This is a genomic window from Nocardiopsis sp. NPDC006198, from assembly GCF_040613895.1.
GTDB lineage: Bacteria > Actinomycetota > Actinomycetes > Streptosporangiales > Streptosporangiaceae > Nocardiopsis > Nocardiopsis tropica.
In genome coordinates, this window is sequence record NZ_JBEXSY010000001.1 from 208,374 (window position 1) to 221,929 (window position 13,556).

General features: G+C 72.0%; 13 protein-coding genes. 4 read left to right on the plus strand and 9 right to left on the minus strand.

Annotated elements, in window-relative coordinates; translation table 11 throughout:
* Positions 1-46: 46 nt before the first annotated feature.
* The 3 genes from ABZ234_RS01000 to ABZ234_RS01010 are packed head-to-tail and all read right to left on the minus strand — an operon-like array spanning position 47 to position 2,699.
* Complete coding sequence (locus ABZ234_RS01000; protein ID WP_355010455.1) at positions 47-706, minus strand: response regulator transcription factor; 660 nt, start codon at positions 704-706, stop codon at positions 47-49.
* The gene (locus ABZ234_RS01005) at positions 703-1,866 is read right to left on the minus strand and encodes a histidine kinase (protein WP_355010456.1); all 1,164 of its coding nucleotides are present in this window, start codon (positions 1,864-1,866) and stop codon (positions 703-705) included. Before ABZ234_RS01005 ends, ABZ234_RS01000 begins: the two co-directional genes overlap by 4 nt.
* The gene (locus tag ABZ234_RS01010; protein ID WP_355010457.1) at positions 1,863-2,699 is read right to left on the minus strand and encodes a type II CAAX endopeptidase family protein; all 837 of its coding nucleotides are present in this window, start codon (positions 2,697-2,699) and stop codon (positions 1,863-1,865) included. Before ABZ234_RS01010 ends, ABZ234_RS01005 begins: the two co-directional genes overlap by 4 nt.
* 460 nt (positions 2,700-3,159) lie before the next feature.
* Between ABZ234_RS01010 and ABZ234_RS01015 the strand changes: the two genes are divergently transcribed.
* From ABZ234_RS01015 to ABZ234_RS01025, 3 genes are all read left to right on the plus strand, one after another.
* Entirely contained in the window at positions 3,160-3,417 is a 258-nt protein-coding gene (locus tag ABZ234_RS01015) for a carboxypeptidase-like regulatory domain-containing protein (RefSeq protein WP_355010458.1), read from the plus strand.
* 523 nt (positions 3,418-3,940) lie between these two features.
* Positions 3,941-4,768, plus strand: a complete 828-nt coding sequence (locus ABZ234_RS01020; protein ID WP_355010459.1) for an AraC family transcriptional regulator — start codon at positions 3,941-3,943, stop codon at positions 4,766-4,768.
* 172 nt (positions 4,769-4,940) lie between these two features.
* Positions 4,941-6,992: an AAA family ATPase gene (locus tag ABZ234_RS01025; protein WP_355010460.1), complete on the plus strand. Its 2,052-nt coding sequence runs from the start codon at positions 4,941-4,943 to the stop codon at positions 6,990-6,992.
* A 129-nt stretch (positions 6,993-7,121) separates the two neighbouring features.
* On the opposite strand, the gene ABZ234_RS01030 is transcribed toward ABZ234_RS01025, so the two are convergent.
* Positions 7,122-8,120, minus strand: coding sequence for a WYL domain-containing protein (locus ABZ234_RS01030; protein WP_355010461.1), 999 nt, complete (start codon positions 8,118-8,120; stop codon positions 7,122-7,124).
* A gap of 97 nt (positions 8,121-8,217) precedes the next feature.
* Here ABZ234_RS01030 and ABZ234_RS01035 point away from each other — a divergent pair, with 97 nt between their 5' ends.
* Positions 8,218-9,465, plus strand: a complete 1,248-nt coding sequence (locus ABZ234_RS01035) for an FAD-dependent monooxygenase (protein WP_355010462.1) — start codon at positions 8,218-8,220, stop codon at positions 9,463-9,465.
* An 88-nt stretch (positions 9,466-9,553) separates the two neighbouring features.
* Here ABZ234_RS01035 and ABZ234_RS01040 read toward each other — a convergent pair whose 3' ends face one another.
* From ABZ234_RS01040 to ABZ234_RS01060, 5 genes are all read right to left on the minus strand, one after another.
* The gene (locus ABZ234_RS01040) at positions 9,554-10,498 is read right to left on the minus strand and encodes an alpha/beta hydrolase (protein WP_355010463.1); all 945 of its coding nucleotides are present in this window, start codon (positions 10,496-10,498) and stop codon (positions 9,554-9,556) included.
* Between the two features lie 497 nt (positions 10,499-10,995).
* Positions 10,996-11,853, minus strand: coding sequence for a maleylpyruvate isomerase family mycothiol-dependent enzyme (locus ABZ234_RS01045; RefSeq protein ID WP_355010464.1), 858 nt, complete (start codon positions 11,851-11,853; stop codon positions 10,996-10,998).
* Positions 11,854-12,209: 356 nt separating this feature from the next.
* Complete coding sequence (locus ABZ234_RS01050; protein ID WP_355010465.1) at positions 12,210-12,599, minus strand: VOC family protein; 390 nt, start codon at positions 12,597-12,599, stop codon at positions 12,210-12,212.
* Positions 12,596-12,958 (minus strand): metalloregulator ArsR/SmtB family transcription factor, encoded by a 363-nt coding sequence (locus tag ABZ234_RS01055; RefSeq protein ID WP_267945045.1) that lies wholly within the window; start codon positions 12,956-12,958, stop codon positions 12,596-12,598. The genes ABZ234_RS01050 and ABZ234_RS01055 overlap by 4 nt, the downstream gene beginning before the upstream one ends.
* The gene (locus ABZ234_RS01060) at positions 12,945-13,379 is read right to left on the minus strand and encodes an SRPBCC domain-containing protein (protein WP_355010466.1); all 435 of its coding nucleotides are present in this window, start codon (positions 13,377-13,379) and stop codon (positions 12,945-12,947) included. The genes ABZ234_RS01055 and ABZ234_RS01060 overlap by 14 nt, the downstream gene beginning before the upstream one ends.
* Positions 13,380-13,556: the final 177 nt, after the last annotated feature.

Sequence of the window (13,556 nt, forward strand, 5' to 3'; positions counted from 1 at the left end):
CTCCGCCCGCACCCGCCCTGCCCGTGCGCCGGAGCCCGACGCCGGCTCAGGTGACCAGCCCGTGCCGGTAGGCGTAGACCACCGCCTGGACCCGGTCGCGCAGGCCGAGCTTGGCCAGGATCCGCGAGACGAACGTCTTCACCGTCTCCTGGCTGATGAACAGGGCCGCGGCGATCTCACCGTTGGACAGCCCGTCGGCGATCAGGCGCAGGACCTCCAGCTCGCGCGGGGTCAGCGGCACATCGGCCGGCTCGGCCCGGGAGGGCCGGATCCGGGTGGCGAACCTGCCGACCAGCCGGCGGGTGACGTCGGGGTCCAGCAGCGCCGCCCCGGTGGCCACGGTCCGGATCCCGTGCAGCAGCTGGGCAGGGGGCGCGTCCTTGAGCAGGAACCCGCTGGCGCCCGCGCGCAGCGCCTCGTAGACGTACTCGTCGAGGTTGAACGTCGTGACCACGAGGACCTTGACGGGGTGTTCCACCCCGGCTCCGGCCAGGCGCCGCGTGGCCCCGATGCCGTCGAGCACGGGCATGCGCACGTCCATCACCACGACGTCGGGGCACAGCCGCTCGGCGAGCTCGACCGCGGCCCTGCCGTCCCCGCACTCGCCGACGGTCTCGAGGTCGGGCTGGGCGTCGATGATGGTGACCAGCCCGGTGCGGATCAGCACCTGGTCGTCGCAGACCAGGACCCGGATCGGCGCGCTCATGCCCGGCCGCCCGTCGGGGCGCGGGCGGGGATGCGCGCGTCCACGCCGAAACCTCCGCCCTCGCGCGGACCCGCGGTGAACTCGCCGCCCAGGACCTCGACGCGTTCGCGCAGGCCGGCCAGGCCGCGCCCGCCGCCCCCGGCCGGGACGCCCGAAGGCCCGGAGCGGTCGGTGGTGACGTTCACGGTGATCTCCTCGGGGCGGTGGCGCACGCGGACGGTGGTGGGGCTGCCGTGCGCGTACTTGAGGGCGTTGGTCAGGGACTCCTGCACGACGCGGTGCGCGACGAGGTCGGCACTGCCGCGCGAGGCGGCCGGGACGCCCTCCTCGGTGAACTCCACCGGCTGCCCGGCCCTGCGGGTGCGCTCCACCACGGACAGCAGCCCTTCGTCGGACCCGGGCACGGGGGCGGAGTGGTCGGGGTCGAGGACGTCGAGCAGGTGGCGCATGTCGGTGATGGCCCGCCGACCGGTGTCGGTGACCGCGGTCAGGGTCTCGTCCAGCCGCTCGGGAGCGGCCGTCAGGTAGCGGGCCGCCTCGGCCTGCACGACCATCGCGGTCACGTGGTGGGTCACGACGTCGTGCAGCTCGCGGGCGATACGGGTGCGTTCGGCGGTGCGGGTGGACTCGGCGACGAAGCGGCGGCGTTCGGCCTCGGCGGCGCGGGTGGACCGCAGCCACGCCCCCGTCCCCCAGGAGAAGGCCAGCGTCGCGTAGAAAACCAGGTAGGAGGGAAAGGACTCGCCCGTGCCGACCTGGGACACCGCGACCGCCAGCCCCACGTAGGCCGCCGTGCCCACCACCACGGCGGTGAGCCGGTGCCGGTGGAGGTGGGCGCCGGCGCTCAACACTGCGATGGGCAGAGCGGTGCCCGCGACCAGGTGGTAGCCGCTCAGCTGGTCGAGGACGAAGCCGCAGGCCACCACGGCCAGGGACAGGGCCGGCCACCGGCGCCGCACGGCCAGGGGCAGGCACTGCAGGGCTGCCGCGAGCAGTCCCAGGGCGTCGAAGGGGCGGTCCGCCACGCCGCCGAAATCGGTCCCGTAGCCGTGCGTCGACGGGACCAGGGAGACGGAGAGGATCAGCAGGGCCAGGGGCAGGTCCTGGAGGGTGACGTCGAGCCGCCGCCACAGGTGGGAGAGCCGCTGGAGCGAGGTCACCGGGGAGGTGCGGCGGCGGTGGCGGGTCGCGCGTCACGCCGGCGGACGGGGACGATCCGGCCGCGGCGGCGGGCGATCCACATGAACACCACGGTGGCGATGACGCAGAACACCACGGAGTAGATGCTGCCCTCGGGGCCGAACCCGCCGCCGGTGATCAGGGTGTGGCCGGACATGGTGGCGTCCAGCAGCCCCGGGGGTGTGCCGTTGCCCGAGACCTCGGTGCCGAAGAGGGCGGATCCGGCGATGTTCCAGCCGAAGTGCAGGCCGATGGGCAGCCACAGGCTGCGGGTGGCGACGTAGGCGGCGGTGAGCATGCCGCCGGCCTCGATGGCGATGGCGATGGCGCCCCACAGGGTGGCGTGCGGATTGGCCATGTGCACGAGGCCGAAGGCCAGGCCGGTCAGTCCGAGGGAGATCCAGGTGCCGGCGCGCTCCTCGATGATGCGGAACAGCACACCGCGCCACATCAGCTCCTCGGTCACCGCGGCGGCGCCCATGAAGCCGACCAGGCCCAGGGCGCTCATCGGTGAGCCCAGACCGTGGACCTGGTAGCCGCCGAGGAAGGTGATGTTGGCGATGACCAGGGCGAACAGGCCGACCCCGAGGAGGGTGCCCCAGCTGGTGGCGGCGGTGGCGCCCTTCCAGGCCAGCTCGGTCACATCGCGCTTCTCGGTGCGGCGCACCACCCACCGGTAGACGAACACCGAGATCACGGCGGTGAGGAGGCCCAGGGCCAGGGTGAGCCAGGTGTTGCCCTGGACCGCGAAGACCGCCTGTCCGCCGAGGAAGGCGACCGCGGCGACGGCCAGGAGCTGCCAGAGAAGTCTCATGGGGGTCTTTCATGACATCGGTGCGGCAGGGGAGCCGCGACTGGTGAGAACGCTACTGACCGGGGCGGGGCGAAGTCGTCACCATGGGGTGGACACCTGCGTGTAGCTCTTCCGGGGGACACGGGCCGGCGGAGTACCCCGGCCCGGGCCGTCGGGATCGCGGGCAGGGGGTGATGAACCGGGCCACGCGGATCACTCCGGCGCGGTACGACCCCATGCCTGAGCCGGTGAATCCGTCCTGATACCGAAAGCAGTTAAAATGGGCCGGCGCCTTTACCGGTACCAGTCTGCTTCCGCACCCTCGGGTAGGACCATTTCAGAAAAGACGGTGGTGTGCATGGCTGGTATCCGCACGCGGGGAGCATGCGTCGTGGCAACGGCTCTCCTGGCCTCTTCGTGTGCTCTTCCCTGGACAATGGTCAGCAATGACGACCCCGGTCGAAGTCCCGGGGAAACCGGGATGACGGCTATCACGGGCACGGTGTACGACTCCTCGGGACAGCCGGTCGAAGGAGTGAGCATCCAGTGGTCGTCGAACGAGGACCCGCCCGTGTCCTCGCACGAGAGGGCTTCACGCACCATCGACGACGGAAGCTACCGACTGGTCCTGCACCAGGGCAGCTGGGACGTCCACGGGACGAAGGACGGAACGAGGACCGAGACGGAAACAGTGGTTCTCGGGGCAGATGACGTCGTCGTCGAACTGCACTTCCCCTGACGGCAATTCGTCATCTGGACGATCGCCCCGGCAGAGGTATTCGCCCGGCGGAGCAAGAGCCCTTCTCACGTGATGGGTCGGCGATGGCAGGTCGACGTGCGAGCGCCACCGGCGAAGACAGGAAAGTGCGCGGCCCGCCTCCCGTGGCGGCGGCGTGGCCGGTGACATCCGAACTGCCGAGCCCTGGTGCGCCCGACCTGCCATCGGTGACGCCCTGCCTCTTCGACTGCTCCACTCCCTTGTCCGCACGGTGAGGAGCGAGCCAACGTTCTCGAAGTCGTCGGCGCACGCCTCTCGGCGCGACCGAGCGCGGGAAGCCTCCTGACCCCGCCGACCCGGGGCGGGACCCCGATGCGGTGAAGGGCATGCGGGACCGATCCAGAGACCGGACTTCTCCCGGCGGACGAGCTGTTGACAACTGCGCAAGATCGCGCAAGCCGAGCGGGGTGCCCCTGGCTAGCCTTGAAGGCACCGGTGGGCCGAACAGCTGCCCACGCCGGGAGGAGGCCCACGCGAGGAGACCATGCGTTCAACCGATCACGCGGCGGCGGTCGATTTCATCGAACGTTTCCTGCACACCGATCTGCGCCTGGACCGTGTCGCGGCAGGGGTCGGGTACTCCGCCCACCACCTGCACCGTTCGTTCCACCGCGCACTCGGGCTGACCATCCACTCCTACGTCCGACGCAGGCGGCTGACCGAGGCGGCGCGGGTGCTGGCCGCGACGCCGGACCCCGTCCTCGACATCGCGGTGGACCACGGGTTCGCCGACCAGCAGTCCTTCACCCACGCCTTCTCGTCGTTCTACGGCCTGCCGCCCGCCAGGTGGCGGCGCACCCGCCGGTTCTTCCCGCTCCTGCTGCCGTACACGTTCGACCGGGCCGAGTGGGGGTTCGGGCGCGCGGCCGACGGCTTCGAGGTCACCGACCGGATCGGTGCCGACCGGCTCCTTCCGTTGTCGCTCGCGGCAGTTGACATGCTTCCGGTGCTCGACCTGGAACAGCACACCGCCGCCCTGGACACACGGTCCGGTTCGCACCGTGTGCTGACAGCCCACCGCGGGGGCCGCCCCGCGGCGGCGATGATCATCGATCCGGCGGACGGCCACATCGACTACCTGGCCGTGCATCCGCTGGCGCGCGGGTCATCGGTGGTGCGCACGCTCCTTCGCGAGGCCGGGGTGAGTCATCCGCGCTTGTCGGTGACGACCTTCCGCGAGGGCGACCGGGCCGACCTCGGCCACCGCCGAGCCCTGCTGGGGCTGGGGTTCCGGCCCGGGCCTCTGAGCGTCGAGTTCGGCTATCCGACCCAGCGGTTCGAGCTCGTCCGCTCTCTACCTACCGATAGGTAGACTGAGGTTCGGGCGTGGTACCTCCGCCCGACCACAGGGCGGGGTCCCTTCGCACACACGACATGGCGGCCCTTCGACGAGACGGCCGCCGCCCCGACCCGTGCCCGGGACGCACCGCCCCGGACACGGGTCGCCCTGCCTGCCATCCGCACCGAACTCCAGGAGCACCACTGTGACCTCCGCACCACCGGACCCGCATCCCGAGGAGCGCGACCGCCTCGCCGCCACCCTGCGCGGCTTGGAGAGCAGGATCGGGGCGCTGACCGCCTCCCTCGGCTCCCACGACTCCGACTACCGCGAGGTCAAGTCCTACATGGCGGAGAACCGGGGCGAGATCGACCCGACCGAGATGTACCAGAACGAGCTGATCCTGCGCGACATCGACGCCAGGGGCGCCCACGCCGTGCGCTTGCGCGAACGACTGCAGTCGATGCGCAGTTCGCCCTACTTCGCGCGACTCGACTTCACGGCGGACCCGGCGGGCGCACCCGAAGCCCACTACATCGGACGCCAAGGGCTGCAGGACTCCGGCCGCACAGCGGTGGTGGACTGGCGCTCACCCCTCGGCGGGTTGTTCTACGAGGCCGAGCCAGGCCGGGCCGAGTACGAAGCGCCCTCGGGACGGATCACCGGACGGATCGAACGCAAACGCCAGATCAAGATCGAGGACGGCGAACTGCGGTTCGTCGTCGACACGGCGGACGCCATCCGCGACGACATCCTGCTGGAGGAGATCGGGCGCACGAGCGACGCCCACATGCGCTCGATCATCTCCACGATCCAGCGCGAGCAGAACGCGATCATCCGCAACGAGTCGGACAGCACGCTCGTGATCCAGGGGGTCGCCGGCTCCGGGAAGACCTCCATCGCGCTGCACCGCATCGCCTACCTGCTGTTCCGGCAGCGCGGTCGGCTGAAGGCGCACAACATCGCCATCGTCTCCCCCAACGGGCTCTTCGCCGAGTACGTCTCCGAGGTGCTTCCCGAACTGGGCGAGGAAGCGGTCGTCGCCCTCGACCTCACCGGCATCGCGCGCCGCCGGCTCGAGGGGCACCGGATAGGTTTCACCGACCCGGTCGACCCCGTCGAGCCGGGTGACGGCGCCGCACACGAGCGTGCGCGCGCCAAGTCGACCCTGGCGTTCCACCGGTGGCTGGAGCAGGCCGTGGCCGAGGCGGTCCAGAACTGCTTCGTGCCCCGTGACCTGCGCGTCAGAAGCTTCCGGGTCGAGGCAGAAGAGCTGCGCACCCGGTTCGACCACATGGCGTCCGTGCCGGTCAGGGCGCGCCTTCGCGGGATCGCCGAACACCTCTGCCAGCGGGCCCGACTGGAGGACCCCACCGCCGCGTCCCTGCCCCGGGTCGGGGAGGTGAACAAGGAACTCACCTCCATGCTGACCGTCAAGAGCACGCGGGCGCTCTACCGCGACCTGTACCGGCGGGCGGACGCGCCGACGTCGTTCCGGGCGCCGTCGGCGGGAACCCTGGAGTGGGCGGACGTGTACCCCTACCTCTTCGCCGCGGCCGCGTTCGCGGGACTGGACGGCGACAAGGAGATCCGGCACCTGGTGATCGACGAGATGCAGGACCACTCGCCGACGCAGTACGCGGTGCTCCGGAAGCTCTTCCGGTGCAACATGACCGTTCTCGGCGACGTGGCCCAGGCCCTGGGCAACACCGAGGACTACGCGCCGGAGGACCTCGGGGGGCTGTTCGAGGACGCACGCGTGATGGAGCTGAACCGCAGTTACCGCTCCACGAGCGAGATCATGGGGTTCGCCTCCGGCATCCGCGGCACCCACGTCACGACCATCGACCGCCACGGTGACGAACCCCGGGTGCTGGGCTTCGACACGTCCGAGGCGGAGGTCGGATGGCTCGCCGAGGAGGTCGGCCGGTTCCGCGCCGCGAGGGAGGGCCGGCTCGCGATCGTGACCCGGTCGCGCTCGCGGGCGCAGGACCTGCACCGGCTGTTGTCGGAGAAGCTGGAAGGCCTCGCCCTGGCGACCGGCGGGTCCCGGGGTGTGCTCGGGAACGACGTCACCGTGCTGCCCGTGGGCCTGGCCAAGGGGCTGGAGTTCGACGAGGTGATCGTCGCCCGGGCCTCGCTGGAGGAGTACGGCTCCGAGACCGACCGGTCGCTGCTCTACATCGCCTGCACCCGTGCCCTGCACCGGCTCACGTTGACCCACAGCGGCCGGCCGAGCCCGCACCTGCCGGTCTGAGGGCCGGCGCCCGCCCGGACGTGCGGCCGGGGCAGGGCGGGGCGCGTCACAGGGGGTCGCGCGCCGGGTGGTGGGCAGTGTCCCCGTTGCTGTGTGCCGGGACCCGCAGACGCCGCCCCGGCCCGCCCCCTACGCGGTCGGCCCCGTGACGGCGGACCACCGTTCGGCGAGGCGGTGGCAGGCGACGACCAGCTCCGCGGGGGTCACGTCGGTGATCCCGGTGTCGAAGGTGGCGAGGATCCCGGCGACACCCGCCCACGACCACGCTCCCAGCGTGAGCCGGCAGTGGTCGGCGTCCAGGTGCTCGATGACGGACCCGCCGGGCGCCCAGCGGGCGACGACGTGGGCGGGCAGGTCGAGGCGCGCGGTTCCCATGCACGGCCAGGCGGTGGGGACGTCGCCCCGGTCGTGGCTGGTCATGACGAACCGGGCGACGTCGCCCCCGGGGAGGGCGCGGTCGGTGAAGGGCTGCGTCGTCGGGCGGGGGACCAGCCGGTCCACACGGTGGATGCGCCAGGCCTCCTGCGCGAGGTCGTAGGCGACCAGGTACCAGCGTGCGGCCCACACGACCAGGTGATGGGGCTCCACGCGCCGGGCGGGAACGAAGTCCTCGTCCCCGGGCAGGGCCCGCGACCCGTCGGCGCGCAGGGTCTGGACGGTGAGCACGTGCCGGTGGCGCACCGCTCCGCCGACCGCGGTGAGCGCGTCCGGGTCGACGGGCGGGGTGGGGAACTCCCAGTAGTTCTGCAACCTGGTCAGGTGCAAGGCCTCCATGGACGCCCGCACGCGGGCCGGCATCACCTGGGTGAGCGTGTCCAGTGCCCTGGCCGCGTCCTCGGCCAGGCCGAACACCGTGCTCGGAGCGGTCTGCAGGGCCACCGAGACCGCGAGCGCCTGATCGTCGTCGAACAGCAGCGGGGGGAGGGTGTGGCCGGAGCCGAGCCGGTACCCCCCGTCGGGCCCGCGGACGGTGGTGATCGGGTAGTCGAGCCCGCGCAGGGTCTCGATGTCGCGCCGTGCCGTGCGTTCGCTGACGCCGAGCCGGGACGCGAGTTCGCCCAGCGGCCACTGCTGTCGCGCCATGAGCAGTGAGAGCAGTCGCAGCGCCCGCCGTGAAGTATCCGCCACAGCTCCATTATGGGCAGTAGTGGACATTCGGTGGCCACCACATGCCCCATCCTCCTGCATGACCGGGACCATCCCGGAACGAAGAAGGAGCGGGAACATGGTGCGTGTCGTCGTTGTCGGTGGCGGAATCGGTGGACTCGTGGTGGGGGCCGGGCTGCGCCGCCGCGGGATCGAGGTGGCGGTGTACGACCGCGACACCGACGTCGCGGCCACGGGCGGATACCACATCACACTCGACCAGCGGGCCCAGACGGCGCTGCGGGAACTGCTCCCGCCCGAGGTCTTCGAGCGGCTGCTGGCGTCGTCCTCGGCGCTGCGGCTGCGCGACCGCGACGCGTTCTGGGACCGGCGCGGCCGCCTGCTGGGACACGGCCCGGACCTCGGCGCCGACCCGAGCGTGGACATCGACCGCATCACCCTGCGCACACTGCTCGCCGAAGCGGTCGGCGACGACCTCCACCTGGGCCGGACGGCGACCGGGGTCGGCCACGACGACCACGGGACGCCGCGCGTGGAGTTCGCCGACGCCGCACCCGTCACCGGCGACCTGCTGGTCGGAGCGGACGGCACCCACTCCCTGGTGGCCCGGCACCTGGCCGGCGGCCCCACGAACACCCCGGCGGGCATCATCGGCTTCTCCGGCCGGACACCGCTGCCCTCACTGAGCCGGCGCGAGCGGGAACGGCTGGGGCCGCGATCGGGCCTGGCGCTCGGCGGCCACGGCGCCGCACTCTACGTGGGCTACCTCGACCCCGTCGGCAACGCCGCACTGGACAGGCCCGAACTGTGCATGGCGCTCACCACGGGCCCCACCTACATCTGGGGGGCCATGCTCCCCGAGTCCTCCGCCACCGACGCCCTGCGCGGCCTGCGCGGCGAAGCACTGCAGGCGGCGCTGGCGGCCCGGTTCGCCGAGCTGGGCTGGAGCGAGCACGTGCTCGAGGTCCTCGACCGCGCCGACCCCCGCACCGTGGCCGCGTTCCGCTTCAACGCCGCGTCACCGCGGGCACGGGAGCTCGCACCGTGGCCCGCCGGCCGGATCACGGCGCTGGGGGACGCGGTCCACGCCACCCCGCCGACCGCCGGCATGGGGGCCGGCGCCGCCATCCGCGACGCGGCCGACCTGGTCGGGAACCTCAGCGGGGCCGGAGCCGACCCCGCCGCGCTCACCGCGGCCGTCGGCCGGTTCGAGGCGGCGATGCGCCTACGGGGCAGCGAGGTCATCACCCGGGGGATGATGACCGTCCGCTGGATCCTGGCCACCGACACCGTGCTCGGCGCGGCCGCCACCACCCTCACCACCCCGCTCCTGGCCGCCGCCACCCGGCTGCTCCACCGCCGCTGAGCACCGGCCGGCGCCGGCGGACCGGTGGGAGCAGCGGAGGGGACCGCACGCGCCGGTCCCGCGTCCTCGACCCGGTCCGCCCCTTCGATCAGCGGGAACGTCGGAAGGCCGAGCCCAGGTGCTCGCCCATCAGGGAGATGGCGGCGCGGGCGGGTTCGGCCGGTCGGTGGTAGATGAATCCGTGGTCGACGCCCTCGAACATGCGATGGGTGACCTCGACTCCCGCACGTCGCAGGGAGTCGGCGAACCGGTCGGCCTCGTCCCTGAGGGTGTCGTGCTCGGCGGTGATGACCAGGGTCGGGGGAAGCCGGTCGAGTGCCGGGTGCAGTGCGGGTGAGACCAGCGGGTGGCTGGTGTCCGCTCCGGCGAAGTAGGTGTTCATGACGGTGTCCATCAGGGCGTCTCCGACGATGGGCCGGGACCGGGTCGACGTCCGCTGTGCGTTCGCCAGGGTCAGGTCGACCGGGGCGAACTCCACGGACAGGGCCGCCGGGGAGGGGGCCCCGCGCTCGATGGCCGTCAGGGCCACGCCCAGGGAGAGGTGCCCGCCGGCGCTGGGCCCGCCGACGGAGACCCGGTCGCCGTCCCAGCCGTGGGCCGCGCCGCTGCCGCGGACCCAGAGGTAGGCGTCGTAGCACTCCTGCCCGGCCACCGGATGGCAGACCTGGGGGGCGGCACGGTAGTCGGGCATGAGGACGTAGCAGCCCAGTTCGGAGGCGAGATAGCGTGCGACGTTGCCTTCACCGAGCGGATAGCGGGTGATGAACCCCCCGCCGTGGATCAGCAAGTGCACCGGGGGGCTGCGACCGTCGGCGAGCTGTGACTCGATGTCCTCGGAGGTGGGGCTGAAGACCAGGGCGCCGATATCGCCGTGGCGGGTCGGGATCCGCACGGTCGCAGGCGCGGCGATCGGTTTGGTCGCGAACTCCACCTCCGGCGGGAGCAGCAGGAGGCGGTTCATCGCGGGGTAGGTCAGTTGGAGCGCCCGTGCGGCGAGTGCGTGCCGCCAGGCGATACGGGGGTCCCTCTTCATGCGCTTGGTCCTGTCGGGTAGCAAGGGGGACAACGGGGGGAGAGTCCGCGCCGACGGAACTGCCTCCACAGGTGTGGGGCCGTCTGGACGGACACGGACGTCTCCGCGCGGAGACGCCCTGGGCAACGGGTCAAGAAAACAGCGACGCGCACTCAAGGGTAGGTCGGTCGTCGTCGCCGTGGAGGGCGGTCGCGGTGACCCGGCCGGTGCCCCGGGAGTTCGAGGTGCTCAGGAAGAGCCGCGGTCCGACAACGGTGTTCCGGCCCGCCACGGTAGCCGCGGCAGAGTTCGCTGGTCGGGGGCGGCGGGGCGCGCCGCCTCGTGTGCACACCGGCCGGCACGTGCCCCCACACCGCGGCGCCTCCTCCTTCCACGTCCGCCGAGGAGGGTCGGGAGGCCGGGCGCGGTGGGGAGGGCGTCGACCACGGGCGGCCATCACCGGCGCGACCGAGATCCTGCCGGTACCGGGTCACCGCCTCCTGGTGGGGGCCGGGGCGTCAGTGGATGATGGAGACGATCCGGCAGGCGGCCCCGGCCAGGCGGGGGTCGCCCTCGACGCGGGCGCGGGCCAGGGCGGTGTCCGGCTCGACGCCGCGGGTGCAGAGCCGCCAGGCGGTCTCGGCGTCCAGGTGGAGGGTCGCGTCCGGGTGCCGGACGCCGGGCTCGGCCAGGGACCAGCGGTCCCCGGTGGCCGTGGCGGTCCAGAGGCCGCCGGCCGGGCCTTCGACGCTCACCCGGACCTGCGTTCCCACCGGTGCGTCGACCTCGCGCAGGGTGTGGGGCAGGGCCCGCATGAAGGTGTCCAGGACCAGCGCCAGGGGCCTGGGGGCGGGGTCGGTGGCCTGGCCGGCGGCGTGGCGGATCTGCTGGCGGTGGGTCCAGAACTCGGTGAGCTCGCGGGCGCTGTCCAGCCACATGGGCGCCGGGTCGACACCGGCCCAGGACACCCCCGTCGACGGAGCGTCCTGGTCCGCCGTCTCGAAGAAGCGGACGACCTGGTGGCCGACCAGCCCCAGGGTGTCCGTGAGCGCGGCCGGACTCACCCGGCGGTGGGCGTCCACCCATTCCTGGTTGATGCGGTGGATGAACGCCTCCAGCGTCTCGCCCGCGGCGAAGGAGGGCCCCTCCGGGTGGCCGTCGCGGCCTCGGGCGAGCCGTCCGTAGCAGTCGCCGAGAAGGTGCGCGGCGAGATCGCGCACGGTCCATCCCGGCACCGCCTCCTCACGCCAGTCGGCGGGTGTCAGCCCCCGCAGCGTGGCCATCAGCGCGTTGTGCTCAGGGGCGAAGAGGGGGCGGGCGTCGATCGGGGCGCCGAGCCAGGAGCAGTCTGGCAGCCCGCTGGGCCGGGAGGTCATGGTCGTAGCCTGCCACGCGCAGGGCCGTTCCTCCATCGGATATCCCGCCTTCGCGCTGCCCCGGGAGGCGTCGGGTCCCGATGGGGCCGGGGAGGATCACGACGGGGGGTGGCGGTGGCCCTTCGGCCGCTCACCGGTCGGTGGTGAGCCCTTCCAGAGCACGGGTCTCGCATGCCTGGGGCGGCCGGAGGAGGAGCGAGGTGGCGCCGCGCCGGTGCCCGATTTACCTCAACCTCGCACGTGATGAGTGTGCTCGCCCGCCGCAGCGCAGATGGCCGGTTTCGGTTGAAGAGGCGCCAGCCTGAGGAGCGGTAATGGCCTACGGCACCTAGGGCAAGGGCTCCTTCCTCGACCCCCTACTGCACCTCGTTGGAGAGCCGGACGATGTGCGGGATGCCCACCGGGCTGCTGATCCAGTGGGCATCCAGGCCGGAGGGGAGCGGTTCCAGTTCGTCTTGGACCGCGATACCGTGCGCGGCCAGGTGTCGGGTCGCGAGGCCGACATCGTCGGTGAACAGCTCCAGCCACAGGTCGGCTCGCGCGTAGTTGTCGACGCGGTCGAACCACAGCTTGACCGGACCGAACCGCACCGATGCGCTCTGGGCAACGCCGTTCGCGACGGCCTCGCTGCTCTCATCGGTGACCTCCATCCCCAAAATGTCGCGATAGAAGGCGATGGTGCGGTCGAACTGGGCCTTGGGCAGCTTCATGGCGATGTTGTGGCCGCCGCTAAACGTCGGGGTCATGTCCCATTCCTTCTGTGGTCGTCGAGGTGGTCGCGCAGTGCACCCAGGTGTCCGTCCCAGTCGCGCGCCATCGCGGCGAGAAACGACTGGGCAACGGCGACCGGCCTGGTCTGCAACCGGAAGCGGATCCGGCGCCGTTCCCCGGTCTCCGCTCGGACCAGCCCGGCATCGGACAGCAGGGCGAGGTGTTTGGCGATCGCCTGGCGTGAGATGGGGAGCCGCTCGGCCAGATCGGTCGCCGTCGCCGGGCCGCGCGCGGCGAGTTCGGCGAGGATGCCGCGCCGCGTCGGGTCGGCCAGTGCGGTGAAGACCGCCTGGGCGGTTGACTCGGTATCGGTCTCAGGGTCAGGACGCGGCATCGAGATACTCGGCCAACTCGGTCAGCTCCGTACGCCAGCCCGTGGTGTGGTCCTCGTAGGCGATGGCCAGGTCCTCCGGCATCCGGGCGAAGCCGGTCTCACGCACCGTCAACCGCGTGCCCGTGGCGGTGGACTCCAATGTGAACTCGACCCGGGTCCGGCGCGGGTCACCCGTCGGCAGTCCGTCGATCGCCCACGTGTAGGCGAACCGGCGGGGCGGCTCGACGACCTGGATCGCGAGGGTGTGCCCGTCCTGCTGGTTCCACCACACGCGTGCCTCGCCACCGGGGCGCAGGTCGTTGATTTCCGCGCGGGAGCCGAACCAGCCGCCGAGTCCTTCGGCGGTGGTCAATGCTGCCCATACTTTCTCGGGTGGATGGGCGAGTTCGAGCACACGCTCGATGCTGTCGGGGATGGACACCGCAACCTCCATTGCAACACTTCGGTTGCCATACAACTTATCACAACCGATAGGTTGCGATACAGGTGTCGACGCAGGGGACTCGTCGCCCGCAGGGGCGGTTTCTGGCCCCCGCTAAGTGACCCTTATTGGCAGGTCGGCAACCCAGGTCGGCTGGTTCGGGCACAAGGCAGCCCC

Bases quoted from the DNA above. Each gene is read 5' to 3' on its own strand.
- ABZ234_RS01035 (WP_355010462.1), top strand. From the start codon at position 8,218: ATGGTGCGTGTCGTCGTTGTCGGTGGCGGAATCGGTGGACTCGTGGTG.
- ABZ234_RS01045 (WP_355010464.1), bottom strand. From the start codon at position 11,853: ATGACCTCCCGGCCCAGCGGGCTGCCAGACTGCTCCTGGCTCGGCGCC.
- ABZ234_RS01015 (WP_355010458.1), top strand. From the start codon at position 3,160: ATGACGGCTATCACGGGCACGGTGTACGACTCCTCGGGACAGCCGGTC.
- ABZ234_RS01010 (WP_355010457.1), bottom strand. From the start codon at position 2,699: ATGAGACTTCTCTGGCAGCTCCTGGCCGTCGCCGCGGTCGCCTTCCTC.
- ABZ234_RS01000 (WP_355010455.1), bottom strand. From the start codon at position 706: ATGAGCGCGCCGATCCGGGTCCTGGTCTGCGACGACCAGGTGCTGATC.
- ABZ234_RS01020 (WP_355010459.1), top strand. From the start codon at position 3,941: ATGCGTTCAACCGATCACGCGGCGGCGGTCGATTTCATCGAACGTTTC.
- ABZ234_RS01055 (WP_267945045.1), bottom strand. From the start codon at position 12,958: ATGCCGCGTCCTGACCCTGAGACCGATACCGAGTCAACCGCCCAGGCG.
- ABZ234_RS01050 (WP_355010465.1), bottom strand. From the start codon at position 12,599: ATGACCCCGACGTTTAGCGGCGGCCACAACATCGCCATGAAGCTGCCC.
- ABZ234_RS01040 (WP_355010463.1), bottom strand. From the start codon at position 10,498: ATGAAGAGGGACCCCCGTATCGCCTGGCGGCACGCACTCGCCGCACGG.